17 protein-coding genes and 1 pseudogene are annotated in these 19,578 nt (G+C 66.3%); 12 read left to right on the top strand and 6 right to left on the bottom strand.

Going from position 1 to position 19,578, the window contains the following annotated elements; genetic code table 11:
- The first annotated feature begins 377 nt into the window (after positions 1-377).
- The 6 genes and pseudogenes from AC1DW0_RS23275 to AC1DW0_RS23250 all read left to right on the top strand — a co-directional run.
- Positions 378-851, top strand: coding sequence for a rhodanese-like domain-containing protein (locus AC1DW0_RS23275; protein ID WP_056193954.1), 474 nt, complete (start codon positions 378-380; stop codon positions 849-851).
- Positions 851-1,774, top strand: a complete 924-nt coding sequence (gene epsC, locus AC1DW0_RS23270; protein WP_457390786.1) for a serine O-acetyltransferase EpsC — start codon at positions 851-853, stop codon at positions 1,772-1,774. The genes AC1DW0_RS23275 and epsC overlap by 1 nt, the downstream gene beginning before the upstream one ends.
- 41 nt (positions 1,775-1,815) lie before the next feature.
- The gene (locus AC1DW0_RS23265) at positions 1,816-2,739 is read left to right on the top strand and encodes a family 2A encapsulin nanocompartment shell protein (RefSeq protein ID WP_056193959.1); all 924 of its coding nucleotides are present in this window, start codon (positions 1,816-1,818) and stop codon (positions 2,737-2,739) included.
- Complete coding sequence (locus AC1DW0_RS23260; RefSeq protein ID WP_457390784.1) at positions 2,714-4,513, top strand: family 2A encapsulin nanocompartment cargo protein cysteine desulfurase; 1,800 nt, start codon at positions 2,714-2,716, stop codon at positions 4,511-4,513. Before AC1DW0_RS23265 ends, AC1DW0_RS23260 begins: the two co-directional genes overlap by 26 nt.
- Positions 4,514-5,386, top strand: a complete 873-nt coding sequence (locus tag AC1DW0_RS23255; protein ID WP_477948269.1) for a TauD/TfdA dioxygenase family protein — start codon at positions 4,514-4,516, stop codon at positions 5,384-5,386.
- Positions 5,387-5,390: 4 nt separating this feature from the next.
- Positions 5,391-5,606: pseudogene (locus AC1DW0_RS23250) on the top strand (ABC transporter permease); the annotation flags it as partial.
- A gap of 5 nt (positions 5,607-5,611) precedes the next feature.
- On the opposite strand, the gene AC1DW0_RS23245 reads toward AC1DW0_RS23250, so the two are convergent.
- A complete protein-coding gene (locus AC1DW0_RS23245) occupies positions 5,612-6,394 on the bottom strand; it encodes a PEP-CTERM sorting domain-containing protein (RefSeq protein ID WP_457325798.1) in 783 nt (260 codons plus the stop codon).
- A gap of 167 nt (positions 6,395-6,561) precedes the next feature.
- Between AC1DW0_RS23245 and AC1DW0_RS23240 the strand changes: the two genes are divergently transcribed.
- Positions 6,562-6,825, top strand: coding sequence for a hypothetical protein (locus AC1DW0_RS23240; RefSeq protein ID WP_477948267.1), 264 nt, complete (start codon positions 6,562-6,564; stop codon positions 6,823-6,825).
- Between the two features lie 84 nt (positions 6,826-6,909).
- Here the strand turns inward: AC1DW0_RS23240 and AC1DW0_RS23235 are convergent, their stop codons facing one another.
- Positions 6,910-9,498, bottom strand: a complete 2,589-nt coding sequence (locus tag AC1DW0_RS23235) for a cellulase family glycosylhydrolase (protein WP_477948265.1) — start codon at positions 9,496-9,498, stop codon at positions 6,910-6,912.
- Between the two features lie 195 nt (positions 9,499-9,693).
- Here AC1DW0_RS23235 and AC1DW0_RS23230 point away from each other — a divergent pair, with 195 nt between their 5' ends.
- Complete coding sequence (locus AC1DW0_RS23230; RefSeq protein WP_477948499.1) at positions 9,694-10,179, top strand: AAC(3)-I family aminoglycoside N-acetyltransferase; 486 nt, start codon at positions 9,694-9,696, stop codon at positions 10,177-10,179.
- Positions 10,180-10,193: 14 nt separating this feature from the next.
- Here the strand turns inward: AC1DW0_RS23230 and AC1DW0_RS23225 are convergent, their stop codons facing one another.
- Positions 10,194-10,448, bottom strand: a complete 255-nt coding sequence (locus AC1DW0_RS23225) for a hypothetical protein (protein WP_056193108.1) — start codon at positions 10,446-10,448, stop codon at positions 10,194-10,196.
- Between the two features lie 218 nt (positions 10,449-10,666).
- Between AC1DW0_RS23225 and AC1DW0_RS23220 the strand changes: the two genes are divergently transcribed.
- The gene (locus tag AC1DW0_RS23220) at positions 10,667-11,095 is read left to right on the top strand and encodes a VOC family protein (protein WP_457351586.1); all 429 of its coding nucleotides are present in this window, start codon (positions 10,667-10,669) and stop codon (positions 11,093-11,095) included.
- On the opposite strand, the gene AC1DW0_RS23215 is transcribed toward AC1DW0_RS23220, so the two are convergent.
- Positions 11,092-11,430, bottom strand: coding sequence for a thioredoxin family protein (locus tag AC1DW0_RS23215; RefSeq protein ID WP_056193102.1), 339 nt, complete (start codon positions 11,428-11,430; stop codon positions 11,092-11,094). The genes AC1DW0_RS23220 and AC1DW0_RS23215 overlap by 4 nt on opposite strands.
- A 50-nt stretch (positions 11,431-11,480) precedes the next feature.
- Positions 11,481-16,295 (bottom strand): NAD-glutamate dehydrogenase, encoded by a 4,815-nt coding sequence (locus AC1DW0_RS23210; RefSeq protein ID WP_477948263.1) that lies wholly within the window; start codon positions 16,293-16,295, stop codon positions 11,481-11,483.
- A 170-nt stretch (positions 16,296-16,465) separates the two neighbouring features.
- Here AC1DW0_RS23210 and AC1DW0_RS23205 point away from each other — a divergent pair, with 170 nt between their 5' ends.
- Positions 16,466-17,104: a zinc metalloprotease gene (locus tag AC1DW0_RS23205; RefSeq protein WP_056193099.1), complete on the top strand. Its 639-nt coding sequence runs from the start codon at positions 16,466-16,468 to the stop codon at positions 17,102-17,104.
- A 76-nt stretch (positions 17,105-17,180) separates the two neighbouring features.
- Positions 17,181-17,537 (top strand): DUF2200 domain-containing protein, encoded by a 357-nt coding sequence (locus AC1DW0_RS23200; protein ID WP_477948261.1) that lies wholly within the window; start codon positions 17,181-17,183, stop codon positions 17,535-17,537.
- Between the two features lie 362 nt (positions 17,538-17,899).
- Here AC1DW0_RS23200 and AC1DW0_RS23195 read toward each other — a convergent pair whose 3' ends face one another.
- Positions 17,900-18,580, bottom strand: a complete 681-nt coding sequence (locus tag AC1DW0_RS23195; protein ID WP_457390770.1) for a hypothetical protein — start codon at positions 18,578-18,580, stop codon at positions 17,900-17,902.
- Positions 18,581-18,741: 161 nt separating this feature from the next.
- On the opposite strand from AC1DW0_RS23195, the gene AC1DW0_RS23190 reads away from it, so the two are divergent.
- Positions 18,742-19,542, top strand: a complete 801-nt coding sequence (locus AC1DW0_RS23190) for a substrate-binding periplasmic protein (RefSeq protein ID WP_477948259.1) — start codon at positions 18,742-18,744, stop codon at positions 19,540-19,542.
- Positions 19,543-19,578: the final 36 nt, after the last annotated feature.

The raw sequence follows: 19,578 nt of genomic DNA, 5'->3' as shown, positions 1-19,578 counted from the left end.
ATCGGTCCACAGGGTTTCCCAGGTCAAGGGCGGTTGCTCATCAAGATTGGGGATGCCAGGGCGATGATCCGATGGTGGATCGGGCGGCTGGGCGGCTGAAGACTTAACCGCAGCTCATACCTCATGACGGTTTGGTCATTCAATCAGTCGCCAAGTTGACTGCCACGCCCGCCGCTCTGGCGTTACGGTTGAGACTTCCTTGTTTGTCTCCTCCTCCCGCAAGGGTGGATTCAGCCCTTCGAACCGGTGCGCCGGTCGAAGGGCTTTTTCTTTGCCTGAGGGCCTTGCGTGCAAACCGCATAACTGTTCGCGTTTTGCTTCGTTTGCCGAAGAAGCCCTGAACCCTAGCCTTGCTCGGTTTTCGCATGAGAGCCGACATGAGCACCGTTGCTTTTGAAGAACCCGAAGTCCTGGCCCGCGCCCGCGAGGCTGCCCAGGCCGCTGTGCTGCCCTTCGCAGGCAGCGTCGCACCGCGCGATGCCTGGGCCCTGGTCCAGGCGGGCCGCGCCGTCCTCGTCGACGTGCGCAGCGCCGAGGAGCGCCATTTCGTCGGCCATGTGCCGGGCAGCCTGCACGTGGCCTGGGCCACCGGCACCTCGCTGAACCGCAACCCGCGTTTCGCCAAGGAGCTGGACGCCAAGGTGGGCGGCAAATCTGGCAACGAGCTGCCGGTGCTGCTGCTGTGCCGCAGCGGCAAGCGCTCGGCGCTGGCTGCCGAGGCGGCGACCAAGGCCGGGCTGGCCAATGTCTTCAATGTGCAGGAAGGCTTTGAAGGCGACAGCGACGATCACCAGCAGCGCGGCCATTTCAATGGCTGGCGTTTCCACAGCCTGCCCTGGGTGCAGGACTGATGGATACGGTCGACGAGCTGTCGAGCATCGTCTCGGCGCTGCGTGGCGCGCGCCGGCGCTGGCGCGAGGAGCACCGTCGCTGGGACGCCGGTGGCCGCGAGCTGCCGTCGCGCGAGCTGCTGGCGGTCGTCGTGCAGCAACTGGCCGGCGCGCTGTTCCCGATGCGCCTAGGGCCGCCCGACCTGCAGCCCGAGGGCGAGGACTACTACGTCGGCCACACGCTGGGCGCGGCGCTCTCCAGGCTGCGCCAGCAGGTGGCGCTGGAACTGGGCCACGACGCGCGGCTGCGCGGTACCGAGGTGCCGACCTTCAACGACGCCGCCGAGCGCGTGGCCCGCTTCGCCGCCCGCCTGCCCGTCGTGCGCGAACTGCTGGACAGCGACGTCATCGCCGCCTTCCAGGGCGATCCGGCAGCGCGCAGCGTCGACGAAGTGCTGCTTTGCTACCCGGGCCTGCATGCGCTGATCAGCCACCGCCTTGCGCACGAGTTGTACCGTCTCGGGCTGCCGCTGATTGCTCGCGTGATCGCCGAGCTCGCCCATGCGCAGACCGGCATCGACATCCACCCTGGCGCGCAGATCGGTGCGGGTTGTTTCATTGACCATGGCACCGGCGTCGTCATCGGCGAGACGGCCGTGCTGGGCCAGCGTGTGCGCATCTATCAGAACGTCACGCTGGGCGCCAAGAGCATCCCGACCGACGAGGCCGGCCATGCCCACAAGGGCCAGCCGCGCCACCCCATCGTCGAGGACGACGTCGTCATCTACGCCGGCGCCACCGTGCTCGGCCGCATCACCATCGGCCGCGGCTCGGTCATCGGCGGCAATGTCTGGCTGACGCGCAGCCTGCCGCCGCAAAGCCGCATTTCCCAGGCGGCCTCGCAAGCCGATCCGAACTCAGCCTTCCAGGCGCTGAGCGCCTGATTTCCTCACCCCCACCCACCGCCCCCAGGAGCCCTTTTCCCATGGCTGACACCCCTCAACTCGCGCTCAGCGACACCGCCGCGCGGCAGCTTGCGAACGCGACAAAAACCGTCCCGCAGCTCTCCACCATCACGCCGCGCTGGCTGACGCATCTGCTGCAGTGGATTCCGGTCGAGGCCGGCATCTACCGCCTCAACAAGGTGGCCGACCCCGAGGCCGTCAAGGTCGCCTGCGCCAAGCGCGACGAGGCCGAGCTGCCCGTCACCTTCGCCGACTACGACGCCGCGCCACGCGAGTACTTCCTGAACGCGGTCGCGACCGTGCTGGACGTGCACACCCGCGTGTCCGACCTCTACAGCAGCCCGCACGACCAGATCAAGGAGCAGCTGCGCATCGTCATCGAGACGATCAAGGAGCGCCAGGAGTCCGAGCTGATCAACAACCCCGACTACGGCCTGCTGGCCAATGTCGCGGACGAGCAGCGCCTGTCCACCCTCACCGGCGCGCCCACGCCGGACGACCTGGACGACCTGCTCGGCAAGGTCTGGAAGGAGCCCGCCTTCTTCCTGACCCACCCGCTGGGCATCGCCGCCTTCGGCCGCGAGTGCACGCGGCGCGGCGTGCCGCCGCCCACCATCAGCCTGTTCGGCAGCCAGTTCCTGACCTGGCGCGGCATCCCGCTGATTCCCAGCGACAAGGTGCCCGTCAACGACGGCAAGACCAGCATCATCCTGCTGCGCGTGGGCGACAAGCGCCAGGGCGTGGTGGGCTTGTATCAACCCGGCCTGCCGGGTGAGCAGGGGCCGGGCCTGTCGGTGCGCTTCATGGGCATCAACCGCAACGCGATCGCCTCCTACCTGATCAGCCTGTATTGCTCGCTGGCGGTGCACAGCGACGACGCGCTGGCCGTGCTCGAAGACGTGGAAGTGGGCAAATACCATGAGTACCCTGACACCTACCGCTGACGTGGTCGAGAGCCCATTCGACGTCGCGGCGCTGGGCCGGTTGGCCAACGAGTTGTTCGGCAGCTTGAATGCAGGGTCGCTGCCTTCAGCGCAGCCGGTGCAGTCCGCTGGTGGCCTCAATGTGCCCGCCAACCCGCTGCCGCCCGGCTTGCCGAGCGGCCCGCTGCCCCAGCCCACCACCACCCAGTTCGGCGGCTTCGGCGCAGCGGCGCCCGGCCTCAACCTCGCGCCCACCGGCCCGGATCACGTCGCCGCATTGCTGCGCCCGTCACCCGCCCGGGCACCCCACGCGCAAGCTGGCAATGGCGTGCCCGACGTGCTGCTGACCAGCGTGCCCGGCATTGACGGCCGCGCCGGCGGCCAGCTGCTGGGCGTACCTCAGCAGATCTCGCCGTCGCAACGCGAAGCCGTGCCCTCGGGCTACTACTTCGTCGAGCCTTCGAGCGTGTCTCAGCAGCCATCGCTCTACGTGCTGGACCTGCAGCCACGCCACCCCGGCGCCGCAGGTCATCACGCTGGCGAACTGCCGAACAAGCATGTGCTGCAAGGCCAGCGCCAGCCCTTCGACGTGAACGCCATCCGCCGGGATTTCCCCATCCTGTCGGAGCGCGTCAACGGCAAGCAACTGGTCTGGTTCGACAACGCCGCCACGACGCAGAAGCCCAAGGCCGTCATCGACCGGCTGAGCTACTTCTACGAGCACGAGAACAGCAACATCCACCGTGCTGCCCACACTCTGGCCGCGCGCGCGACGGATGCCTACGAAGGTGCCCGCAAGACGGTGGCCAGGTTCGTCAATGCGCGCTCGGCGGATGAGGTCATCTTCGTGCGCGGTGCCACCGAGGCCATCAACCTCGTGGCCAACACCTGGGGCGAGCAGCACATCGGTGCGGGCGACGAGATCGTCGTCTCCCATCTGGAGCACCACGCCAACATCGTGCCCTGGCAGCAGCTCGCCGCGCGCAAGGGCGCGCATCTGCGCGTGATCCCGGTGGACGACACCGGCCAGGTCATCCTGAGCGAGGCGCAGAAGCTCATTGGCAGCCCGCGCGCCAAGCTGCTCGCCGTGACGCAGGTCAGCAATGCCCTGGGCACGGTGGTGCCGGTGCAGGAGCTGGTCGGCATGGCGCAGCGCCAGGGCGTGACGACGCTGGTGGACGGCGCGCAGTCGGTCTCCCACCTCGCGGTGGACGTGCAGGCCATCGGTTGCGACTTCTTCATCTTCAGCGGCCACAAGATCTTCGGCCCCACCGGCATCGGTGCGGTCGTCGGCCGCAAGGAGGTGCTGGACGCGATTCCGCCCTGGCAGGGTGGCGGCAACATGATTGCCGACGTGACCTTCGAGCGCACGGTGTTCCAGCCGGCGCCGGCGCGCTTCGAGGCTGGCACCGGCAATATCGCCGACGCGGCCGGTCTGGGCGCCGCGCTGGACTACGTCTCGCGCATCGGTCTGCACCACATCGCCCGCTACGAGCATGACCTGCTGGCCTACGCGACCGAGGCCATCCGCCCCATCCCGGGCGTGCGCCTCATTGGCACCGCGGCCGACAAGGCCAGCGTGTTGAGTTTCGTGCTGGCGGGCCATGAGACGTCAGCGGTGGGCAAGGCGCTGGCGGAGGAGGGCATCGCGGTGCGCTCCGGCCACCACTGCGCCCAACCCATCCTGCGCCGGTTTGGCGTGGAAGCGACCGTTCGGCCATCATTCGCGTTCTACAACACCTGCGACGAGATCGACCATTTCGTGTCGGTGGTGCGCCGGTTGGCGAGGGCTTGAATGATGAGTACGGACACGCTCACCCGAGTCGAGATCCGCCCACTGCCCGACAGCTTTGCCGCCGAGGTGGTGGGCCTGGACCTGAGCCAGCCGCTGGCGGACGAAGACTTCCGCCGCATCCACCGCGCCCACCTCGACCACCATGTGCTGGTCTTCCGCGACCAGCGCATCACGCCCGAGCAGCAGATCGAATTCAGCCGCCGCTTTGGCGCGCTGGAGATCCATGTGCTGCACCAGTTCCACCTGAAGGGCCACCCGGAGATCCTCATCGTCTCCAACATCGTCGAGAACGGCCAGCCGGTTGGCCTCGGCGATGCAGGCTACTTCTGGCATTCGGACCTGTCGTACAAGGAGAAGCCCAGCCTGGGCTCCATGCTGCTGGCCCAGGAGTTGCCGGAGGAAGGCGGCGATACGCTGTTTGCCGACCAGCACGCGGCCTGGGTGGCGCTGCCGCCCGAGCTGAAGCAACGCGTGCGCCACCTGAAGGCTGAGCACTCCTACCTCGCCAAGTACGAGGAGCTGCGCGAACGCAGCCCGTGGCGGCCCAAGCTCAGCGACGAGCAGGTCGCACAGGTCAAGCCTGTCGTGCAGCCTGTCGTTCGCACCCATCCGGAGACGGGGCGCCTCGGCCTCTTCGTCAGCGAGCACTTCACGACCCGCATCGTCGATGTTTCCGAGGACGAGAGCCGCAATCTGCTGGCCGAGCTGTTTGCCTACGGCACGCGGCCCGAACTGCAGTACCGCCACCAATGGCTGCCCCACGACATGGTGTTCTGGGACAACCGCTCCGTCACCCACCTGGCCGCCGGCTGCCCACCGCAGATGCGTCGCCGCCTGCACCGCACCACCATCGAGGGCGACAAGCCGTTCTGATCATGCTTGGCGCACGCTGATCGCGGCCGAGTTCTTCTTCGGCGCATCATCGGGCAGCGGTGGCCTGGACTGGTACATCTTCCAGAGCCGCAACGAGCCGCTGACCGACCGCGTGTTCGCCGGCCTGGCCACCATCGTGCTGATCAGCTGGCTGATCGAGCGCTTCCTCTTCGACACCGTCGAGCGGTTGACGGTGAGGCGTTGGGGCGTGCAGCGCTGAGTTTGTCAGCCGGCGCGTCTGCGCATGCGGAGCCCGAGTGCGAGCAGTCCCACCGTGAGCAACGCCCATGCACCGGGCTCCGGGATGGGTGCGTTGCCGATGCCCGCGCTGAACTCGAATGCGTAGCCCGGGCCGACGCCGCCGGCGAAGGTGAACACGGGGTCGATATAGGCGGTGGCAATGGCCCAGGGCCCCGACGAAGCGCCGGCGAAGGCGTCGGCAACCAGCGTCACGCGGTAGATATGGCTGGGCTTGAGCAACAGCGCGACGTCGTGGTCGAAGCTCTGATTGAAGCTGCCCTGCAGCGCGCCAGTTTCGATGCCGTCGCTGAAGACCGGCTGTAGGCCGAGGCTCACGTCTTCCAGCAGCCATTGCGCCTTCATCGCAAAGCCGGCGAAGGGGTCGACATTGTTCGACGAGCCCAGCACCCGCCCGGCCACGGCGGCGTTCACGCCCACATCCGCATTCGGGTCCGCGCCCGGTGGGGCGACGACCTGCATCTGGTAGGTCAGTTGCGCGCTGGCCCGCCCGGTGAAGCCGGGGCCAACCCCGACCTCGGCGTACAACGATGGGCTGGGCAGGGGCGATGCGTCGAGCCGAACCTGGCCGCCCGGGCCGAGCAGCGGGAAGCTGCCGAAGCCGTCGACCTGAATGGCGGCTGGTGGTTCGAAGTTGAAGGACACCTTGCCGGCCACGGCGGCCGGCGCAAGGGTGTTGGCCTGAACGATGCCGGCCGCGGCCAGCAACAGGGCGCCCGACAGGGCCAGCGCGATTCGCGAGGTGGGCATGAGCGCCTCCAGGCTTGGCAATGACAAGTGGCGAAGCGTAGGCCTGTGGGGGTGTGGGCGGCAGCCTCAGGTTCTAGGGGGCTCATGCAGGCCGGCGTCTGCCTTGCGTCCTGGAACTTCACACTGACCTCATACCGACCTCACCGAAGGTCTGCACAGTTCAGGTCATGGCAGCCCTGCGCGAGGCAGCTCAACACCCGAGAGGAATCAAGAGGATGACGACCGGAAAAAACGACGCACACTGGGTCGAGGTCGTCGACGGAGAGGGTCTTTACCCTGTCAAGATGCTCGGCCCCTATGCCACTTCACGCTTGGCAGACAAGGCGCATCGCGGCGTCATGCGCTTGCTGAATGTCGGGCGATACACGGTCGCGGTCGTGTCGCAGCAGGATCTCGAAGGCCGCAAACAGAGCGATGAGATCACCTCATGAGCCTCTCGGCGAGCCATGGGGTCGCCGCCTCCACCGGCCCAATGCGCCGGTGAGGATCGGGAGATTGACTTCGTCTGGAGATCCCTACTGCGCGTTCACCTTCAGCCAGTTCAGATTCCACTCCTTGCCGATGGATTTCAGGCGCAGGGTGTGGTTGCCGGCCGCCATGGCGAAGGGGGTGCTGGTCTGGGTGGCCCAGGTCTGCCAGCCGCCGGTGTTGGGAACGGCCATGACATCGACAGCTTTGGCGCCATCAACCCAGACTTCAAAACCGGTGCTGCCATTGGCGCTCGCCAAGCGGTAGTCGATCGTGAAGTTGCCAGCGGCGGCCACGTTGATCTTGAATTCGATGTAGTCGTCGGGATCAAAGTAGCCGACGTCCTGGCCGCCGCCGGTGTCGGTGCAGGTCTCGGTCTGGACGCCGTTCATGCCCGTGAAGGCCTCAGCCTGCAGGGTCGCAGGTACCGGCACCGCGAGGACGGCGGTGCTTGCGGCGTCGCTGTAATAGCTTTCGTTGGCCGCGGTCAGTGCAGTCACCACGTAGTAATAGGTCGTGCCAGTGGCCGCGGTGGCGTCCGTGTAGGTGGCGGTGGTGACTTTTTCGGCGAGCTTGGCGAAAGCGCCGCCGGCGCCGATCGCGCGATACACGTTGTAGCCTGTGACCTTGGCATCGGTACTTGCGTTCCAACTGAGCGCGTTGCTGTTATTGCCTTCGGTCAGCTTCAGGCTGCTGGGGCGCGCCGGCAACTGGAACACTTCCGGCGCGGTGCTGCTCACCATCCACTGGGCCAGGCCTGAGTGCACGTCATACGCCTGAGTGGCGTAGCTCTTGAACAGGGCTTCAATTTCAGCCACGGTGGCGGTGGTGAAATCCACCTTGCCATTCATGTCGATGACGTCCTTGCCCTGCACCGGCTCCTTGTCGAGCAGGTACATCTCGGCCCAGGTGTTGGCACTGCCGTTGTCCTTGAATACGCCGTTCAATGCATAGGTCTGGCCGCCTTCGAGGATGATGGCCTGGTAGACGCCGCCATTGATTTCGCCGGTGATGCCGTCCGGGCGGGTCACGCGCAAGACGGCGCCTTCGCTGCCGGTCGGGCTCTTGCCCGCGGCCGATGCGTTGAAGTCCAGGTTCAACTTGCCGCTGATGGTCAGCTCGGTCCAGCCGGTGTTCGAGCCGAAGCCGCCGTTGGTGATGAGCTCGGCATTGGTGGCGGTGTTGGTGATGCTGATCTTGTCAAAGCTCACATCGGGATTGCTGCCTCCCGAAGCGCCGCTCTTGATGACGAAGTAATAGGTCTTGCGGCCGGTGCCGCCCACCTTGATGGTTGCTGCCTTCACCGCGCAGGCATTGCTGAAGCCGGAATCCCAGCCCGCGCAATCCCAGGTGCTGGCCTTGGCCACCAGGCCCACGCCGGTGTCGAAGTTGCTGTTGACGGCGTTGGTGACCATGCCCCAGGTGCCTTTGCCTGAGCCGCCCGCCGGGCTGACCAGTTTGTAGGCCCAGGAGGTGGACGCCCAGCCGTAGCTGGCATAGGTGTCGTAGGTGGCACGGCCGATCTGGCCGCCCAGGTCCAGGCCCGCACCCTGCCAGGGTTGAAACTCACCCACGAGCAGAGGGATCTTCAGGTCGCTGACCTGCTTGTTGTAGGCGCAGACACCGGCGGTGCCCGCCGACCCGCAGCGCAGCCAGTCGCGGTGGATCGCGTAGGGCGAATCGCCAGGCCTGTCACCAAACAGGCCAGGGTAGGGGTGGATCTCGAAGGCGACGTTGGTGAAGCCCTTGGCTGTCGGGTTGCCATAGCCGTCGATGCTGCCGTAGTGGCTGGGCAACAAGACGATGTGCTTGTCGTCGATGGCGCGGATGGTTTTGTACAGCTCCTCGACGCGCGCCACCATGGCTTCGGCGGTGGAGCCCCAGGGCTCGTTGAGGGGATCGTAGGCCGCAACCACAGGCTCGTCCTTGTACCTGGTCGCGATCTGCTGCCACAGCCACTTGGTGCGCTCCTGCGCTTCGGCATCGGTCCAGTATTTGTTCTGGCCGGCGCAACCCGTGTGATCGTTGGGCGTTTGGCCGCCGGGAGCGCCGTGCAGGTCAAGGATCACGTAGATGCCGCGCTTCCTGGCCTCGGCGATGCTCCAGTCCAGATACTTCCAGGCGTCCGCGCGCAGGGCCTTAGGCTTCTTCTCGTCTTCGATGGCGCTCCACAGGATGGGCAGGCGGACGATGTTGAAGCCGAACGCCTGCAGTTGGTCCCAGTCGCGCGTGGTGATCCAACTGTCGCGAAAGAGCTTGATCAGGCGCTCCTTCTCGTCATAGCCAAAGCGCTCGGTCAGCTTGGCTTCGAGGGTGCATTGGTCGGTCACGCCATTGCCGCCCTGGCCCATCATCCAGAATTCCTGCACCAGCCAGTTGCCGAGGTTGGTGCCCTTGAGCAAGACCTGCTTGCCGCTGGCGTTGACCCACTGGGTGCCGTCGGTTTTCAGCAGGGTGAGGCCTTCGCTGGTGACAGGAGGTGTACTGGGTGATGGAACGGTTGCGTTGCTGCCGGAGCCTCCACCGCCGCCACAACCGGCCAGCAGCGCCGCGCCCATCACGCCGCCGAGTAAAGCGTCACGCGCGGAACTGCCCAGGCGCGAGGCGGCGCCTCCCACGAACCATCGTTTTGCCACGTCTTGTCTCCGTTTATAGATTGGAACCGGTTCCAATCAAGTATCCAAGACGGGCTGAGATCCTGTCAACAATGCGTGGGGGAGCGTCCTTGGGGGCTGGACACTTTCAGTATTTTCCCGGGTTGATGAATGGAAGCGGTTCCATTATCTGCGTGGCGCAGAATGACACGGCCACATCTACAAATGTCCAGCACCATGGTCATCCGAGTTCTCTGCGCAGACGACTTGCCCTTGATGCGCCGCATGCTTGATCTCCTCGGGCGAGCTTTTGACGACGTGTCGACCTACTCAAGGTGGCAACCGGAAGACGGTTATCTCAGCCAACTGCTGAGCAGCCAGACCTTCATCGCGATCTGCGCGCTGGATGGAGACGATGTGGTGGGCGGACTGACAGGCTACGTGCTGCCCAAGTTCGAGCAGCAGCGCTCGGAGTTCTACATCTACGACCTGGCGGTGTCCGAGCACCATCGGCGGCAGGGCATCGCGACAGCCATGATCCGAGAGCTGCAGCGGCTCGCAGCGGCTCGAGGTTTCTACGCCATCTTTGTGCAGGCCGATCACGGCGATGACCCGGCGATTGCGCTTTACAGCAAGTTGGGCGTCCGGGAAGACGTCCTGCACTTCGACATCGAGCCTGCAGACCGAAAAAAAGAAACCCGCCAGCGGCGGGTGGGTGACTGACAGCAGCGCGGGTTTCAGACAAGCCAGACGGCCGTCTGGGCTGCGGCTACCGCCGTTTCGGCCGGCGCGCTGCGATGCCCTTCGACGACGACGCGCGGCAGCTTGGCGACCACCATCGCATCGGCACGCTTGCCGACCACAACCACGCGCTCCAGCTTCACGATCTCGGTCGCAGGCGTCGCGGTGTGGTTGGCCAGGCCCACGCCCATGGCGGCAGCGGCGGCCACAGAGGCGATGGCGATGACGAAGGTCTTGGCGGCGGTGTTCATGGTGGGCTCCGGTGGGGTTGGCTGTGTCAGTGATTGCAGTGTCTGCAGACGCGCCCCTCGCCGCGAGCGGCAGGCGATGAATCGCCGGCGCGCGCGGATGAACTGCGGATTTGTGGGACGGACGGGTCGGCTCGACCGGGCCTGAATCCTGTTGAAACACTCTTGGCGGGAGCTGGCTCCTAACATGGCTCTTCCACTCACCCGGCACTGGAACACCCATGGAAACCCAGGAACTGCACCGCGGCCGGCTGGTCGATCACATCCAACTCGTCGTGCGCGACCTTGCCGCCAGCCAGCGTTTCTACGAGGCGGTCTTCAAGGTGCTGGAGATTCCCATCGGTGGCACCGGCGACAGCTTCTTCTGGGCGGATGAACTCTTCGTTTCGACCGCCGACAGCAAAGCCGCGCAAGGCGACCTGACCGGGCGCGTGCACCTGGCTTTCCAGGCCAAGGGCAAAGCCGCCGTCGATGCCTTCCACAAGGCCGCGTTGGCGGCTGGCGGCAAGGACAACGGTGCGCCGGGCGAGCGGCCCTATCACCCGGGCTACTACGCCGCCTTCGTCATCGACCCCGACGGCAACAACATCGAGGCGGTCTTCCATGGCGTGGCCCAGCGCAGCGCGGACTCGGTCAAGTTGACTTTCTAGCCGTTCCGGCTGCCGCCAAGCCCTGCCAGCGCCTCGGCGATCTCGCGTGTGCCGCCGGGCCGCACGACACGCGCGACCTCCCGCCCGTCCTGCAGCATCACCAGCGTCGGCCACAGCTTGATGCGGAACGAGCGGCCCAGTGGCCGCCCGGGGCCGTCCTCGATCTTCAGGTGGCGCAGCGGTGCGCCGGCATGTGCTGTCAGCGCGTCGCCGATGGTTCGCTGCGCGGCCTGGCAGATGCCGCACCAGTTGGCGCCGAATTCGAGCACGGTGCTGCCAGCCATGGCGTCGACCTCGGCGCGGGGTGGTTCGTCACTGGAATAGGGAGGGCTCATCGGGATCTCCTGCAGCCATGTCGACCAGCCACGGCAAACGCGATGCCTAGCTAGGTCAAGCCACGCAACTCCCGCAACGCGACCGACAGCATCGCCGCGTCCGGAGCCGGCACCGCGCGCAGCTCACCCAGCAACTGCTCCGCGCGTTCGATGGTGCGGCCGTTGCTGGCCTGCCAGGCCTCGACCAGGGCGTCGGGCGAATCGTGGTTGCCGCCGCCGGCCAGCACCGCGCCGGTGATGGAGCGCTGCAGGCCCCACAGATCGTCGAGCATGGCGCCCTTGGCGAGCATCTGCCAGTGCTGGTCGCCGGGCAGGGCGGTGATCTTGTCGCGCAGCCACGGCATGCCCAGGCGGTTCGCAAGGTCGAAGTAGATGGCCGCCACCAGCTCCACCGGCCAACGGGCGCTGCCGGCGATCTCGGCGATGTCCAGCGTCGCGTACAGCGTGCCGAAGGTGACCACGCGCTCGGCCAGTTCACGCGGCACGCCGCCGGCGATGTAGCTGGCCGCCGCGGCGTCGACGCGCGCACGCTCGTCGGCATCCAGCAGCTGCGGCAGGCGCGCGGCGAGCTTGGTGACGTTGGACGTGAAGTGCTCGATGGTGGCGCCCATGTCGTCCACCAGCCGGTTGGAGCGCAGGAACCACTTGGTGCCGCGCTCGAGCTGGCGGCTGGTGTCGATCAGCATGCGCGACTGCAGCTCGTCGGCCACCTTGTTGTCCAGCGCCTCGATGCCCTGCCACAGGCTCACCATGCCGAAGATCTCGCGGCTCAGCAGGTAGGCGCGCACGATCTCGAAGGCGCGCGCGCCGGTGGTCTCCAGCAGGCGGTGCACGAAGGTGCTGCCGACCCGGTTGACCATGCTGTTGGTGACGTGCGTGGCGATGATCTCGCGCTTGAGCGGGTGGCGTTGCATATAGCCGCTGAACTTGTCCTGCAGCAGCGCCGGGAAGTAACGCACCAGCGCCGTCGACACCCAGGGGTCGTCGGGCAGCGTGGAGCCGAGCAGCTCGTCATAGAGCCAGATCTTGCTGTAGGCCAGCAGCACGGCGCGCTCGGGGTTGGTCAGGCCCTGGCCCTTGCCGCGCCGGTCGGCGATCTCCTCGTTGGACGGCAGGTATTCGATCGCGCGGTCCAGCCGGTCGGCCTTCTCCAGGTACTGCATGAAGCGCGCCTGCGCGTCCATCAGCTGCGGCGCCATGTGGCTGGTGACCGAGAGCACCTGGGTCTGGAAGACGTTGTCGCGCAGCACCAGCGCGGCGACGTCGCCGGTCATCTGCGGCAGCAGCGTGTTGCGCTGCTTGTCGGTCAGCTCGCCCTCGCTGACGGCCAGGCCGAGCAGGATCTTGATGTTGACTTCGTGGTCGGACGTGTCGACACCCGCCGAGTTGTCGATGGCATCGGTGTTGATGCGCCCGCCGGCGAGCGCGTACTCGATGCGCCCGCGCTGCGTGCAGCCCAGGTTGCCGCCCTCCGCAAACACCTTGCAGCGCAGCTCGCCGCCGTTGACGCGCAGTGCGTCGTTGGCGCGGTCGCCGACCTGGGCGTGGGTTTCGGTTGCGGCCTTCACATAGGTGCCGATGCCGCCGTTGTAGATGAGGTCGACCGGCGCCTTCAGGATGGCGTTGACCAGCTCGGTCGGCGTCATTGTGTCGGCGGTGATGCCCAGCGCCTGCTTCACCTCGGGCGTGATCGGAATGGACTTGGCGCTGCGCGCATGCACGCCGCCGCCGGCCGAGATCAGGCTGGCGTTGTAGTCGGCCCAGGATGAGCGCGGCAGCTTGAACATGCGCTCGCGCTCGACAAACGAGCTTTCCGCATCGGGGGTCGGGTCCAGGAAGATGTGACGGTGGTCGAAGGCCGCCAGCAGGCGGATGTGGCGCGACAGCAGCATGCCGTTGCCAAACACGTCACCCGACATGTCGCCCACGCCGGCCACCGTGAAGCCGGTGGTCTGCGTATCGACGCCCATCTCGCGGAAGTGCCGCTTGACGGACTCCCAGGCGCCGCGTGCCGTGATGCCCATGGCCTTGTGGTCGTAGCCGACCGAGCCACCGGAAGCGAAGGCGTCCCCGAGCCAGAAGCCGTACTCCTTGCTGATGCCGTTGGCGTAGTCCGAGAAGGTCGCGGTGCCCTTGTCGGCGGCGACGACCAGATAGGGGTCGTCCTGGTCATAGCGGCGCACCTGCGGCGGCGGCACGATCTTGTCGCCCACGCGGTTGTCGGTGATGTCCAGCAGGCCGCGCAGATAGTTCTGGTAGCAGGCCACGCCTTCCTTCATGAAGGCCTCGCGGTCGCTGGACGGCGGCGCCTTCTTCAGCACGAAGCCGCCCTTGGACCCCACTGGCACGATGACGGTGTTCTTCACCATCTGCGCCTTCACCAGGCCCAGCACCTCGGTGCGGAAATCCTCCGGCCGGTCCGACCAGCGCAGGCCGCCGCGCGCCACCCGGCCGCCGCGCAAATGCACGCCTTCGAAGCGGGGCGAGTAGACAAAGATCTCGAACATCGGCTTCGGAGCGGGCAGGCCCGGCACCTTGGACGAATCGAACTTGAACGACAGGAAGCTGCGCCGCTGGCCTGCCGCATCGCGGCGCCAGAAGTTCGTGCGCGTCGTGGCGAGCATCAGCGCCAGGTATTGGCGCAGCACGCGATCCTCCGACAGGTTCTCGACCTGTTCCAGCGCGGCCGTGATGGCCTTGACCTGCTCCGCGGCCTGGGCTTCGGCATTGGCGCCACCGGCCGGGTCGAAGCGCAATTCGAAAAGACGGGCTAGCTGGGCGGCGATCGGCGCGTGCGCGGCCAGCGTGGCCTCGATGAAGGACTGCGACAGTGCAAAGCCGATCTGCCGCATGTACTTGGCATAGGCGCGCAGCACGACGATCTGTTCGGCCGTCAGGCGTGCCGCCACGACGAGGCGGTTGAAATCGTCGTCCTCCACCTCGCCACGCAACACGGCGGCGAAGGCGTTCTCGAACACCTGGTGCAGCGCGGCCACTTCGACCTCGGCGTCGGCGCTGCCCATCAGCCCGAAGTCGTGGATCCAGATCGGTGTCGAGTCCAGCGGCGCGATGCGATAGGGATGCTCGTCGAGCACCTTCATGCCCATGTGCTCCAGCATCGGCAGGCTGTTCGACAACGTCAGCGGCTCGCCGCGGCGCAACAGCTTGAAGCGCAGATGGCCGGGCGGCGCCTCGAGCGGGCGGTACAGGTTCATGCCCAGCGGTTCGGCATCAGTGAGCCGGGTCATCAGCTCGACGTCGGGCACCGCGGCGCGGGCCTCGAACTCTTCCCGGTACGAGGCGGGGAAGGCGCTGCCGAACTGGCGCAGCAACTGGATGCCGCGGGCCTCGCCGGTCGCCTCAACCAGCGCCGTCTTCAGGTCGTCGTCCCAGCGCCGCGCGGCCGAGGCCAGGCGCGCTTCCAGCTCACGCACATCGAAGGCCGGGATCTGGCCCGGCTGGGTGCGTATCGTCATCTGGATGCGCGCCAGCACCGATTCCGACAGGTGCACGTTGAACTCCGAGCCGCTGCCGTTGAAGGCCTGCAGCAGGATGGCCTGCCACTTCTGGCGCAACTCGGTCGTGTAGTGCTCGCGCGGTGCATAGATCAGGCAGGACAGAAAGCGCTGGAACGGGTCGCGCCGCACGAACAGGCGAAAGCGCTGGCGCTCGCCCAGGTGCAGGATGCCCACCGCCGTCTGCAGCAGGTCGTCGTTGCTGGTCTGGAACAGCTCGTCACGCGGATAGGTCTCGAGGATGTTGATCAAGGCCTTGCCGGCGTGGCCGCCTGGCGTGAAGCCGGCGCGCGCGACCACGTCGGCCACCTTGCGCCGCAGCAGCGGGATGTCGGCCGGGTTGGCGCTGTAGGCGGTGGAGGTGAACAGTCCCAGGAAGCGGTCCTCACCGACGACTGCGCCGTCGGGGCCGAAGCGCTTGACGGCCACGTAGTCCAGGTAGCCCGGCCGGTGCACGGTGGAGCGCGCAGTCGACTTCGTCACCACCAGCAGCTCGGGCCGGCGCACCTGGGCACGCACCTCGGCCGGCAGGGCGGCAAAGGCGGCCACCGCATCCAGCGAGGCCACGTCGTGCAGGATGCCCAGGCTCGAATCGGGTATGACGGTCAGTACGTCCTGCCCGTCGACACTGGCCAGGCCGTGGCGGCGGTAGCCCAGGAAGGTGAAATGGTTGTCGCCCAGCCAGCGCAGGAAGTCCAGGCCCTCGGCCAACTCGTCGGCCGGCAGCGGCGGCGCCTGCTGCTCCAGCTCATCGACGATGTCCTGCATGCGCTGGCGCATGGCGCGCCAGCCGGCCACGGCAGAGCGCACATCGTCGAGCACGCGGCTCACGTCGGCCGCGAGGGCGTCCAGCCGGGCCGGCTCGGGAATGCGGTCGACCTCCACATGGATGAAGGATTCGCGCACACCGTCGGCCGCCATCCCCTGCAGCGTGCCGTCGCCGTCGCGGTTCACCGCCATCAGCGGATGGATGATCAGGTGCAGCGTCAACCCGTGGCGATTGACCTCCATCGTCACCGAGTCGACGAGGAAGGGCATGTCGTCGTTGACGATCTCGATGACGGTGTGGGTCGACTGCCAGCCGTGCTCGGCAATCGTCGGGTTGAACACCCGCACCCGCGCGCGGCCGACCTCGCGCTTGCGGGCAAAGCTCCAGTGCGACACCGCTGCGCCGTACAGGTCGGCCACCTGGCGTTCGGCCAGCTCCTGCGGGTCGACCTGGCCGAAGTAGCGCTGCACGAAATCCGCCAGCGTCTCGCGCTGGTCGGCGCTGGTCTTGGCGCGCACCAGCTTGACGACTTCGTCCATGCGCTCGGCCCGCGGGCCCGAGGGGGTTGTCTGCACCAGCATGCTTGTCTCCTGCCGCTTTGTTTGCATCAAGTCGCCGGGCATGGTCGCGCGCTAGCAGCGCCGTGCCAAGTGTTGACAAGCGGAGGTTACGCCTGCCTGGACACGCTTCCAGCGCATCTTGGGTCGTGGCACCATGCCAGCCACCCGTCACCCCCAGACCCAGGCATCGCATGCACCGTCGCGTCCTCCTGCTCTCGCTGCTCATCCCCTTGCTGGCGAACGCGCAGCCGGACCGCCTCGTGCCATCCAGCCCGGTGGACGCGGTGGCGCTGTACGTGATCCCCACCGACGGCATTCCCGAGCAGTTCGCGGCCGGCGTCGCCCGATCGCTGACCCAGGAAGCCGGTGTGTGGGTCAAGGCCTCGCTACTGATGCCCTCGGGCGTGGCCGACCCCATCCCCGGCACCCAACAGTACGCGGTCGAGGACTATCTGGCCTTTGGTACAACGCTCGCGAAACGGCTGCAGGACGCCGGCCCGCGGACCTATTTCATCGTGGTCACGGACCGGGACATCAACTCGCGCGAGCGCAACTTCCGGTTCCAGTACTCGGCCCACAGCCCCATGGCCCGCACTTCGGTGCTGTCCCTGGCCCGACTGGGAGCCAGCAAGGACGGCAAGCCCGCGTCGGCGGAGCTCATCGGTCTGCGCCTGCAGAAGATGCTGATGCGCATCGTCGGCGAGATGAAGCTGGGCTGGACGCGGACCACCGACCCAACCGACCTGATGTATGCGCCGATCATGTCCATCGACGACATCGACCGGATGAGCCTCACGCACACGATGAAGGTGCGGGGAGTCGCCAAGTGAAGCCGACCGCGGCCTGTAGAACGGTGCTTGTGTCAGCATCGCCCGTCGACCCCTTGAATCCGCAGGAGCAATGACGATGGCCGGCCACCGTATCTTCAGCATGCCCTTTGCCAGGGTGTACCCGCTGTACATCCGCAAGGCCGAGGCCAAGGGCCGGACCAAGGATGAGGTCGACCGCATCATCAATTGGCTCACCGGCTATGACGCCGCAGGCTTGCAGCAGCAACTTGACCAGTCCACGGACTTCGAGACCTTCTTTGCCCAGGCGCCGGCACTGAATCCCAGCGTGGCCCTCATCAAGGGCGTGGTGTGCGGCATCCGGGTGGAAGAGATCGAAGACCCGCTGATGCAGAAGCTGCGCTACCTGGACAAGCTCATCGACGAACTCGCCAAGGGCAAGGCGATGGAGAAGATCCTGAGGCAGCCGTCGTGACGGGTGCAATCCGGCAGGGCGCTCCCAGGTCCGTTGACGCGTTCTCACACAGCCTCGGCTGATAGCGGACCCGCCGCTTCAGTCAACGCTTCCAATAGAAGCGCCGTGTGACCCTCTGCACCCCCAGGCAAGAAATCATGAAGGCTATGCTTGGATCAAGCACCTGCGGCAACGCCCAGTAGGCATTGGCCTCATCGTTGGGGTAAGGGCAAGAAGAACGCTGGCCAGGATGCCGGCCAAGAACGGCGGCGCAAACGAGTGCGAACGAGTTATTCCCAACATTGCACGCACCAACCCGACCCGGTTCAGTACGAACAGCAAAGCACAGAGCGCCAATAAAGGCTGGAAGCGGGCATCTCGCGCTACTGGTCCGAAGGCCGTTCAAACGTGCTGCCCAATGCGCGGCGCTTGGCACGCAGCCTCCGGCTGCGAAGACCAACTGCTCCTGCGAAGCCCGCCATCAGCGCGAGCGCCAGGCCAGCCCACACCAACCAAGTCCGATGCCTAAGTTGTAGCTGGTATTCCTGCTCACGCTCCGCCAGTAGCTTCAAGTGGGACAACGTCGTTTTATACGCCGGCAAATCCCACTGGGTTTCTGGCACCCAAACGCCAGGCACCTCGCCAATTTGCTTCGAGATCGCAGCGACGGCTGGAATCACTTCACTCGCGTCCAGACGACGCGACCCGAGCACCGCCGTGGCATGAGGCTGCACGAGCGCATTAACCCACCACTCTCCGCGCTGTTCAAAGAAGAGCACGTAGGTCTGACCAACGTTGAAAGTGCCTATCCCACAGAGGCTGCCGCCGCCTGTTTCCACAATGTGGCCTGAATACTTGCCCTTAAGCACGTGCTCAACCGACACGGTTGCCAAAGACACTCCTGCTTCACGCTGCACCGCAATGACTTTCGCCTGAAGCACGACCGCAGCTTGGCTCAGCGCAGTCTCCACCGTGGGCGGGCGCCAACTTGGCAAAACGCTGCAGGCAGCCGCCTCCTGCGACAGACTTAGCAGCGAGAGCAACGTGACCAGGATCATGCGCATGGGGTTCTCGGCTCCTTGTGCTGCTGATTGTCCGCAGTCGCTAAGCCGCCCTCCACGGTTTCAATCACGGGCAAGGCCAAAGATGTCAGCGAATGCGGCTCCATGCGCTTCCTCCCCGCCGCCAATAGATACTTGGCCCAGCTTTGATGGGCAGTGAAGGCATGGGCAAGGTCAGGATGTGGGTGACGGCTGGTTGGTTGGCCACAGCCAGCGTGCAAGCACTGGCGCAGCCGGTCGCGTGCGGGCCGTACCGTGTCGCCTTGTACGAATATGGTTCGCTGGCCTTTCGGCGTGCGGGGCTGAGCACGGCGGGCATAGACGTCGACATCGTCGATGAAGTGGGCCGTCGGACCGGCTGCAAGTTCGAGACCTTTGTGGACTCCAGGGTCCGCACCTGGGCCGACCTGGCCCATGGCGGCCTCGACATGACGGTGTCGGCCATCGAGACGGATGAACGCAATGGTTTTGCGCGGTTTGTGATCTACATGAGCGGGCGCAACCGGCTGCTGGTTCGAGAAGGCCTGCCCTATCCGGCGCCCACGCTGAAGACGTTCGCCGAGCACGGCGAACTGCGCCTGGCGGTCGTCAAGGGATTCAGGCATGGCCCGCAGTGGGACCAGTGGATCGCCAAACTGCGCCAGCAGGGGCGGGTGGACGAGTACGCCGACGCCAACATGGCGGCCAGGCTCGTCGCGCTGGGGCGTGACGCGGCCTTTCTGTCCGAACCTGTCGTGTGGGGGCGAATTCTTGCGGACAGCAAGCTGGAGGGCCGGGTCACGGTCATCGATGCCTTCCCGGACGACAACTACGCTGCGGGCTTCGCGCTTTCCAAGGCCAGGGTCCGCGAAAGCGACGCCCGCAAGATCCAGGATGCCGTCGCGGCCATGCGGGCGGACGGCACCCTTTACAAGATCTTCAGCGCTTACCTGCCCCGTGCCGAGGCGCTGAGTTCCCTGCCCTGAACCGGTCGGTCCATTGAAGAAGGCGATGGCGGGCGC

Source organism: Roseateles sp. P4_D2 (assembly GCF_056401875.1).
This window is presented reverse-complemented; position numbering and strand designations above follow the sequence as displayed.